The organism is Winogradskyella rapida, from assembly GCF_042675845.1.
Classification (GTDB): Bacteria; Bacteroidota; Bacteroidia; order Flavobacteriales; family Flavobacteriaceae; genus Winogradskyella; species Winogradskyella rapida.
Window position 1 is genome coordinate 465296 of sequence record NZ_JBHTKM010000017.1, and the last position, 7833, is coordinate 473128.

Consider the following 7833-nt stretch of genomic DNA (forward strand, 5'->3'; position numbering starts at 1 on the left):
TAAAATTCGTTATTTCGTTCTTATGCCTTCAGCCTCTATAGTGCTTACAATTTGTCTTAGTTCTTCCGTGTAAGACGTGGTATCATTCTCATCAGTTAATAATTCGCCACGATAAATAAATTGGGTATCTAAATCAAAATACACCACATAAATTCCGGTTTGCGGATTTCTCCATTTCCCATTTCCGTTATTTTTAATGCGCTTATCTTCTAAATATTGTATCCAAGCCCCTCTAGACAAGGTCGATTTATCCATATAAATCTTACTGTTTTCAGTGACCTTAAAATAGGGATATGGTTCCTCTAATTTCGCATTTATATGTTTTAAAATCATGGTTCTTAAACTGGTAAATCCTGTGACATTTTCAGATAAAACCATAGGTTCCGGTTTTCTTGTACTATCTTCAATATCCAACGGGATTATAAGGAAACCATCGGGATGACTAGCCGTTTTAATTAATAAACGAAATTGATACCCTGTGTTTAAAACATCATAATGTTCATTTAACCGATCGATAAAGCGCGTAACCACATCGTCTAGAACATCTGATTTTACATCACGCTTAAAATCTAAATGAATGGCTTCTGTAGAAAATATAATTTCGGGAATTTCAGCCTTAAAATCAGCTCTAACCCCTTGCCTAACCTCATAACGTATTTTCGCATCTTGATATAAATTATCTACCGTCATATTATCAGAAGTAGGATACATTGGTAAGCTGTCGTTTTCTAGGATATGCTTTAAATTTAAATGGGTATAAAATTCAATTTCAGGAATGTCCTTGTCATAAATAAGAACACCATACATATTAGGATCCATAGTAGCGGCGTTAAAAAACAGACTTAAATCACTAAAGCCCAGCTTACCATTATATTTTTTTTGAAGATATGCTTCTAAATTTTGTGCGGCTACTTTTTTAGGTATTCCAATATATTTGGCACAACCTTTAAGGATAAGCAGTACGATTAAAATAGAAATAATGGATAAAATTGTAATTTTCATAATACTCAAGTCTATAAGATAAATGTAGCCTAATATACAAGCTCAGCCCTCACTGAATTCCGTGAGTTTTCATATTCCCTTACAGTGGTTGCTTTATCGGTAAGTGCTTCCAATACCTTTGAAGGAAACATAATATTTAAATTACACAACATGGGATTACAAGAAAAAAGAGCTGCAAAATCTATCGAAGAGCAATATTTAGCCAACTACCAAGAAGAAATTAATGAGATTGTAGGCAAATCATTACCGATAACTATTAATTGGGACACCTTTGAATTCGACTATATAAAATTTGTACCGAGTGTTTGTTTACAACGCCTTACCGACGGATTACGTGAAGTTTGCAAAGACGATATGGGAAAAGAAGCCGTTCAAGAGGGCGTTAATTCCATAGAAGTTTATTGCATTCCTAATGAAGGGGCTGAAGCCAAAAAAGAATTAAAATTAGACAATGGTGTATTTTCATTAACAGCATGTTGGGGTGGCCACCATAGCGGTTATTTTATTGATATCACCATTCGTGAGTATTTAGAAAATAATTTATAATTCACGCGCATAACAACAACCAAGTATGTACAGCATAAAAAAAAGGAAACTTATTACAGTTTCCTTTTTTTATACCTAGACTTATGTGTACCAAATTCAACTAAAAAAAGCCTTTAAACATCACATTTAAAGGCTTTCATATTTAGAGGTATGTGATTCAATTAGTCCAATTTTACAGCATTAAACGTTACACCTTTTAAAATCATACTAAAATAGGCATCGCTGTGTGAATTATATTCTGAAAACGACTGACTAAAACTTACAATAGTGGCTTTATCAAATTCTAAAGCAATGGTAGCCATTTCTTTATGGCTGTGAAATATCTTTGCTACTCCAGACCAATCTCCTGGCTGGTTAGAAATCCACTCAACAAATAAGGGATCGTTCACCATTTTAGTGGTTCCTGAGAAATTCACATCAATTGGTCGACGTTCTTCAGCATAATAATCATTATTAAAACTGTAATCGCACTGACTCAAGGTTAAAGTTTTTTCTGTGTTACTATCTTTTTTAATAACTAATTCTATTCGACTTACTACATTCTGATCTTGCATATGTTCTTATTTTAGGATTTATAAAAATTTCTCAATTTGTTCTTGTAATTGCTTGTTCTTAATAAAGCTTTTTAAACCTTTAGAGGTATCAACTGTTATGCTAATCACGTTGCTATCTTTAACAGTTTTATTTTCTGAACCTAAGCTGAAATTTACCGTAGATACGGCTTCTGTAAATGCTGTTTTTGCTAAAGGATCAGAGGAGATATTAGACAATGTGCTTTGCAATAATTTTAGCACCTTAGAAGCGTAATACTTCTCTAAATCTTCAGGAGTACCTTCATATTTAAACGCTATGGCAAGCCCTTTTTCTAAACGTCCTTCTAAGTCTTCCTCTAAAGCTTTAATATCTTTTTTAAGTTGAAGTACGGTTGGGATTTCATCTGGATTTGGTGTTAATGGCACCTTACCATCTGATAATAGATAAGCGTATTTGTCTACATTTCTTAGCGTGAGAGAAGAAATAGAGCGCGAGTCTATATATTGAAATTCAGATTTACGGTCATACATATCACATAATAGAATGGTATGTTTTTCAGAATCATAGTTTACAAAAAAACCTGAAGCACTATCAGAATGTGTACTGATTGTCACTTGCGGCATTTGAGGGCGTTCCTCTTTGCGTTCTATATCGGCTATCTCTCGTAATATTTTTATAATGCTTTGCGGATCTAACACCGGAAACTGTAACATTGTTTTAAAGTCCATAATTTTCGTTTATTATTTCCTACAAAGTTGACGTATTATTAAAGTGTTTTTCTAACCGTTTTCAGTGATATTTAGAAATCACAGTACAGCTTTTAGCCAGACTTTGTTCATAATTTATCCATACAAAATCGTAAACTGAGAGTACTATCAATGTGTTTATTCAAGAACGCACACGACGTTTAACTTCGTTTTTGAGGCCGTTTTAAAATCCTGTTAAGATGAAGAAATTCTCTCGTTTAGAATGCAAATACCTTATACTTACCCCTAAATCTTGGATACGTATTCTGAATGGTTAATTTATAGGCCGAAGAAGTTCTGAATGGTCTATAAATTTTAAAAGTAAGCGATTTCATAAGTGTAGATCAGCGTTGTGTTGTAGGTCTTATCAACTACGGACTTTCTACAAAGATTCTGCTGTGGGTCATAGCTAAAATTGATAACCTTTGTTTCCTTATCAGCTTTATTAAAAAAGTGATGTTCTTTTAAATTACCTGAAGCATACACTTTTGTTTCTTTATTCACTAATACGGTATCGATATAGCGTTCCATTTTTATACAGTGCTGAGCGTTATCATAGCTATAAATTTCGGTGATGGAAGAATCATTTTTTGAAATGCTATTAAAACGCTGCTTTTTCACGAGTAAATCATGCTTATACGTATAATCTACACGGTAGCTATAATGGTTTACACCATCTTTAAAACAATCGCTTTGTTGTTGCTTCACCTTACCATTTTCGTGGTAAGTATACCCATATTCGCAATAAGAATTAGAGGCATAATTTTCATGCTTAGAATATAAAATATGGTCGTTGTTATCAGTTTTCTGAATAAAACCATCCTTTAAAACACCTTCAGAATAGGCCTGCATTTTTATGTGTTGTTCTAGATAGCTAATTTTTTTTAAGGTGGTATTCCCATAAGGAGCCGCTTCAATTTCAGTCAAGGTTTCTACGTTTCCATTTTTATAAGTGTAACAATACGTCATCTGTAAACGACCTTGATAATAAGTCTTATCTAACACCAAAAGTCCGTTTTCGTCAAACGCTTTTTGTTCAGCTATAATAGGTTTAGCATCGATTTCTTTGGTCTGCCTGTAGGTTGTAATCTGTTTTACCTTCCCGTTTAAGTGCAATTGCTCTAAACTTATGGGTTGCCTGTTATCAATGTCTCGTTCTTGAGCATAGAAAGTGGCACTCATAAACAAGAGAAGTAAGACGATGTTTTTCATAAGGCATGCATTAGTTCAATCGTTTTTATAACATGACCCAAGGCCCTTCAATAATATCGTCTCTTACAATATTTAAATAGGCGTTATGCACCATATAATAATTAAATTCAGCAATAGGTTGACTTTTATGCCCAGAGTTTAGTACATCAGACTCATAAGTCAATGCGATTAACCGGTCGTTTAACTGCCAATTATAAAGTGTGCCTTCCTGCAGAAAAGCATCTTTTTTTACCTCCGGTGCTCCGTATTGCGCCGTTAGAAACTCGACTAAATTTTGAAATTTATTTTGAAAGGCCTCGGTTTGCGATTTACCAAAAGCATGGGCGTTAGAACACAAGGCCATAAAATTTTCATTTGGACTTTGTAGCATTTCCACATTATTAAATTCCCAATCTTTAAGATAGCTTAGGTTGTTCCCGGAATTCTTATTCAAGATTTTATAACCCTTACCGATATACTTTTTATGAGCACTGTACGGCGCTTTGTAAATCTTATGAACCTCAACCTTACTCGCCCCTTGAAGCGTTCTATCTGACTCAACTCCTGAAGTCCTTTGCTCCTGATTCGTTTTAGCCTCTTGCAAAGCATCCGCATAAAAATACCCCACATTAAAATCTAAATCGACCTGATTTAAATCCAAGGCCTGGTGGCCTACCTTAGGTGAGGTACACGAAAAATTCAGAAACAAAGCTAAGCTCAAGATATGTAGTAAGTAGGTTTTAGTATTCATTTTTAGCTCCAAAGGAATTGCAATTTATAGGCTTCAAAATTAGAGGTTATCTCAATTGTATTTATCACAGTATTCCGTGATATTCTACTTCAATCGTACTAAAAAATATCTATACCTTAACATTAGGGTCATCCGTATCAAATAAATCATTTTTTTAAGCAATTGCGTTCAAATTAAATAGAACTAACTAAGGACGGTATTGTTAATTTTTTTAAATTAGTAGTAGATTAAATAGTCCTATAAAACTTACTTATGTTGTTGATAAATGCTAGTCCAGAACTCACGGAACAAATCTCTTTGTGGCCTTCAATTCCCTTTTTTATAATCTTATTGGCGATTGCCGTTGGCCCGCTTCTTGCCAAACATTGGTGGGAAAATAACCGTAACAAACTAATGGTCTCCGTCCTTCTGAGTGTACCAACCATTTTCTATTTGGTTTATATGGATCTTACAGAACATTTAAAACATCAAGTTTTTGGAGATTACCTACCTTTCATTGTATTATTAACCTCCTTGTTTGTGATTACGGGGGGTATTCATCTTAGTGGGGATATCAAAGCCAAACCCAAGGTGAATACTCTATTTTTAGGTATCGGTTTTGTTTTGGCCTCTTTTATGGGAACTACAGGAGCGGCTATGTTACTCATACGTCCTGTAATTAATATTAATAAACAGCGTGAGTTCAGCGTACATACCATCTTATTTTTTATTGCTGCTGTAGCCAATTGTGGTGGACTTTTAACCCCTTTAGGCGACCCGCCATTACTTATGTTATATTTAAGAGGAGCTAGTTTTACTTGGTTCTTTAGTTTACTTCCTGAATGGGCTTTTGTAGGGACTTTGCTCCTAACATCGTATTTCTTTATTGATTCTTATTATTATAAAAAAGAAACGCCAAGCCATTTAGAAGCTGATGCGCGCGAAATTCAACCAATACGGATCACTGGGGCTCTAAATTTCATCTTTTTATTAGGTGTGGTTTTATCTGTAGCCTTTATCAATCCTGATGTTATTCCTAATATGGGAGAAGAAAATGCGTCATTTGCCTTAAAACATTTACGCGAAATTGTTTTGGTAGCCCTAACCGTCATAGCTTACTATGTAACGCCTCATAAAATCAGAGTGAGTAATAAATTCTCTTGGGGACCAATTGTAGAAGTTGCCGTAGTGTTTATCGGTATATTTATTACCATGACACCAACCTTAATATACTTAAGTCAGCATGCACCAAGTATGGGACTTACAGAGCCTTGGCATTATTACTACGCAACAGGATTTCTAAGTGCATTCTTAGATAATACACCTACAGCCGTTGCATTTCATAGTGTGGCCTCTAGTATTCCTTATGCCGATCATATTCCTTTAGTCGCTTTTGTTTCTGAAAAAGTTTTGAGTGCTATTGCAACTAGTGCCGTATTCTTTGGAGCCTTAACTTATATTGGAAATGGCCCTAATTTTATGGTAAAATCTATTGCTGAAGATCATAAAATTAAGATGCCTAGCTTTTTTGGATACATGTTTAAATTCTCGCTTCTGATATTGCTTCCTATTTATATTCTTACACAGTTATTATTTATGTCTTAAGACCTCATAAATCGTAACGTCTGTATTTTTTTAGGTTGAAAATATCCAGATATTGAGCACATCATGCATCCATTAAATCGTATTACATGTCATTAGCCTCCTTTAAATGCTTAAAAATAGCCATTATTCTTTTATCTTTTACTTTAGTCTTTAGTTGCGGTTTAACGGGCGAAGAAGTTGGGAGACTCAAGATCAATGCCCTTAGTAAAACCGAGGACCAACTTATTATAAAAGAAGAGCATGTAAGCTTAAAAAAGGGCGATGAACTTGGGGTTTGGTCTGAGATGGACTATAAATATGAAGGTGAACTCGCCTTAAGATTTAAAGTTGAAGTCTTAAAAAACGGAGAACCCTTTGGAGCCTTTGAGATCGACCCGACGGATAAAAATATTACCTTCAAGGAGATGAAAAGCTCATTTAACGGGAAAATCGATTGGAGTTTTACAGGTAAAAACACTACAATTCCGATTAAAGAAGATGGCGATTACACCTTTAAAGGTATTTTAGTTGCTTCTGAAAACCCTACTTTAGAGATCAACAAAGCTGAACTCGTCCTTAAAAAATAAGACTAGCAGGGCTTACGTTTTAAAAAATCCAGTAGTTTTTTAATCGACAAAAAAATGTTTTAACTTACAAGCTATAACAAGCTAAATATTGTTCAACAATTCGCACAACACTTTGAAAAAATCACTCTTTTTAATACTCATTTTGGGTCTAGTTTTTTGCTCTTGTACCTCTAAAAAGAAATATTCAGATTATAAGCCTACGGACTTTTATGAAGTTCAAGGGATTATTGAATCGGCTAGTCCTACAAAAGATCCTTTTGATTCTTCAGTGCAAAAAGACATTCGGTTCACCTATTTTTTAGATCGTGATCATCCGATTTCTAATACGGAACATGATCTTGAAATGTTTGAAGCACAACCAGGATATCCATTAATTGTATTGGTGCATAAAAACGATGAAACAATTAGTTTTTATGGACGCGTTGGAATTTTAGATAGTCTCAATCTTAAGGAAAAAAACTTTTTGGCTGAACGTCTGTCGGAGTGACGGAAAGTTTAGGGTAGAGCTAGAACACAGAATAGTAATTCTACCCCAAACGTCAGTTCGAGTGGAATTGGTTTTTTTGCAATTTTGTATCCAGAACCAATAGTAAAACCAGTACTCATCAACGCTTCTCGATACTATTTGCTCATCCTTCACAAATCACTCGAAGGGACGGAAAATTTATAATAGCACTAGAACACGGAATTATAATTACACCCAAAACGTCAGTTCGAGTGAAATTGCGCTTTTTAGCAATTTTGTATCGAGAACTAATTATAAAACAAATATCAATCAACGCTTCTCGATACTATTTGCTCATGCTTCACAAATCACTCGAAGGGACGGAAAATTTATATTAGAACTAGAACACGGAATTATAATTATACCCCAAACGTCAGTTCGAGTGGAATTGCACTTTTTAGCAATTTT

At 34.4% G+C, this 7833-nt stretch carries 9 protein-coding genes; 4 read left to right on the top strand and 5 right to left on the bottom strand.

The window, feature by feature from the left end:
- Positions 1 to 9: 9 nt before the first annotated feature.
- Positions 10 to 1002, bottom strand: a complete 993-nt coding sequence (locus ACFQ13_RS05835; protein ID WP_386115086.1) for a hypothetical protein — start codon at positions 1000 to 1002, stop codon at positions 10 to 12.
- A 150-nt stretch (positions 1003 to 1152) separates the two neighbouring features.
- Between ACFQ13_RS05835 and ACFQ13_RS05840 the strand changes: the two genes are divergently transcribed.
- Positions 1153 to 1548 (top strand): hypothetical protein, encoded by a 396-nt coding sequence (locus ACFQ13_RS05840; protein WP_386115089.1) that lies wholly within the window; start codon positions 1153 to 1155, stop codon positions 1546 to 1548.
- 161 nt (positions 1549 to 1709) lie between these two features.
- Here ACFQ13_RS05840 and tssD read toward each other — a convergent pair whose 3' ends face one another.
- The 4 genes from tssD to ACFQ13_RS05860 all read right to left on the bottom strand — a co-directional run bounded on the left by tssD (position 1710) and on the right by ACFQ13_RS05860 (position 4680).
- On the bottom strand, positions 1710 to 2102 hold the full coding sequence (tssD, locus tag ACFQ13_RS05845; protein WP_386115092.1) for a type VI secretion system tube protein TssD: 393 nt from the start codon (positions 2100 to 2102) through the stop codon (positions 1710 to 1712).
- 18 nt (positions 2103 to 2120) lie between these two features.
- Positions 2121 to 2810 (bottom strand): hypothetical protein, encoded by a 690-nt coding sequence (locus tag ACFQ13_RS05850; protein ID WP_386115095.1) that lies wholly within the window; start codon positions 2808 to 2810, stop codon positions 2121 to 2123.
- A 333-nt stretch (positions 2811 to 3143) separates the two neighbouring features.
- Positions 3144 to 4040, bottom strand: a complete 897-nt coding sequence (locus tag ACFQ13_RS05855) for a hypothetical protein (RefSeq protein ID WP_386115098.1) — start codon at positions 4038 to 4040, stop codon at positions 3144 to 3146.
- A gap of 25 nt (positions 4041 to 4065) precedes the next feature.
- Positions 4066 to 4680 (bottom strand): hypothetical protein, encoded by a 615-nt coding sequence (locus tag ACFQ13_RS05860; RefSeq protein ID WP_386115101.1) that lies wholly within the window; start codon positions 4678 to 4680, stop codon positions 4066 to 4068.
- 342 nt (positions 4681 to 5022) lie between these two features.
- On the opposite strand from ACFQ13_RS05860, the gene ACFQ13_RS05865 reads away from it, so the two are divergent.
- The 3 genes from ACFQ13_RS05865 to ACFQ13_RS05875 all read left to right on the top strand — a co-directional run bounded on the left by ACFQ13_RS05865 (position 5023) and on the right by ACFQ13_RS05875 (position 7407).
- Positions 5023 to 6354 (top strand): sodium:proton antiporter, encoded by a 1332-nt coding sequence (locus ACFQ13_RS05865; RefSeq protein WP_386115104.1) that lies wholly within the window; start codon positions 5023 to 5025, stop codon positions 6352 to 6354.
- Positions 6355 to 6440: 86 nt separating this feature from the next.
- On the top strand, positions 6441 to 6920 hold the full coding sequence (locus ACFQ13_RS05870) for a hypothetical protein (RefSeq protein WP_386115107.1): 480 nt from the start codon (positions 6441 to 6443) through the stop codon (positions 6918 to 6920).
- A 112-nt stretch (positions 6921 to 7032) separates the two neighbouring features.
- Positions 7033 to 7407 carry a hypothetical protein gene (locus ACFQ13_RS05875; RefSeq protein ID WP_386115110.1) on the top strand — a complete coding sequence of 125 codons (375 nt, stop codon included), beginning with the start codon at positions 7033 to 7035 and terminating at the stop codon, positions 7405 to 7407.
- The last annotated feature ends 426 nt before the right edge of the window (positions 7408 to 7833 follow it).

Bases quoted from the DNA above. Each gene is read 5' to 3' on its own strand.
- ACFQ13_RS05870 (WP_386115107.1), top strand. From the start codon at position 6,441: ATGTCATTAGCCTCCTTTAAATGCTTAAAAATAGCCATTATTCTTTTA.
- ACFQ13_RS05855 (WP_386115098.1), bottom strand. From the start codon at position 4,040: ATGAAAAACATCGTCTTACTTCTCTTGTTTATGAGTGCCACTTTCTAT.
- ACFQ13_RS05840 (WP_386115089.1), top strand. From the start codon at position 1,153: ATGGGATTACAAGAAAAAAGAGCTGCAAAATCTATCGAAGAGCAATAT.
- tssD (WP_386115092.1), bottom strand. From the start codon at position 2,102: ATGCAAGATCAGAATGTAGTAAGTCGAATAGAATTAGTTATTAAAAAA.
- ACFQ13_RS05850 (WP_386115095.1), bottom strand. From the start codon at position 2,810: ATGGACTTTAAAACAATGTTACAGTTTCCGGTGTTAGATCCGCAAAGC.
- ACFQ13_RS05865 (WP_386115104.1), top strand. From the start codon at position 5,023: ATGTTGTTGATAAATGCTAGTCCAGAACTCACGGAACAAATCTCTTTG.
- ACFQ13_RS05835 (WP_386115086.1), bottom strand. From the start codon at position 1,002: ATGAAAATTACAATTTTATCCATTATTTCTATTTTAATCGTACTGCTT.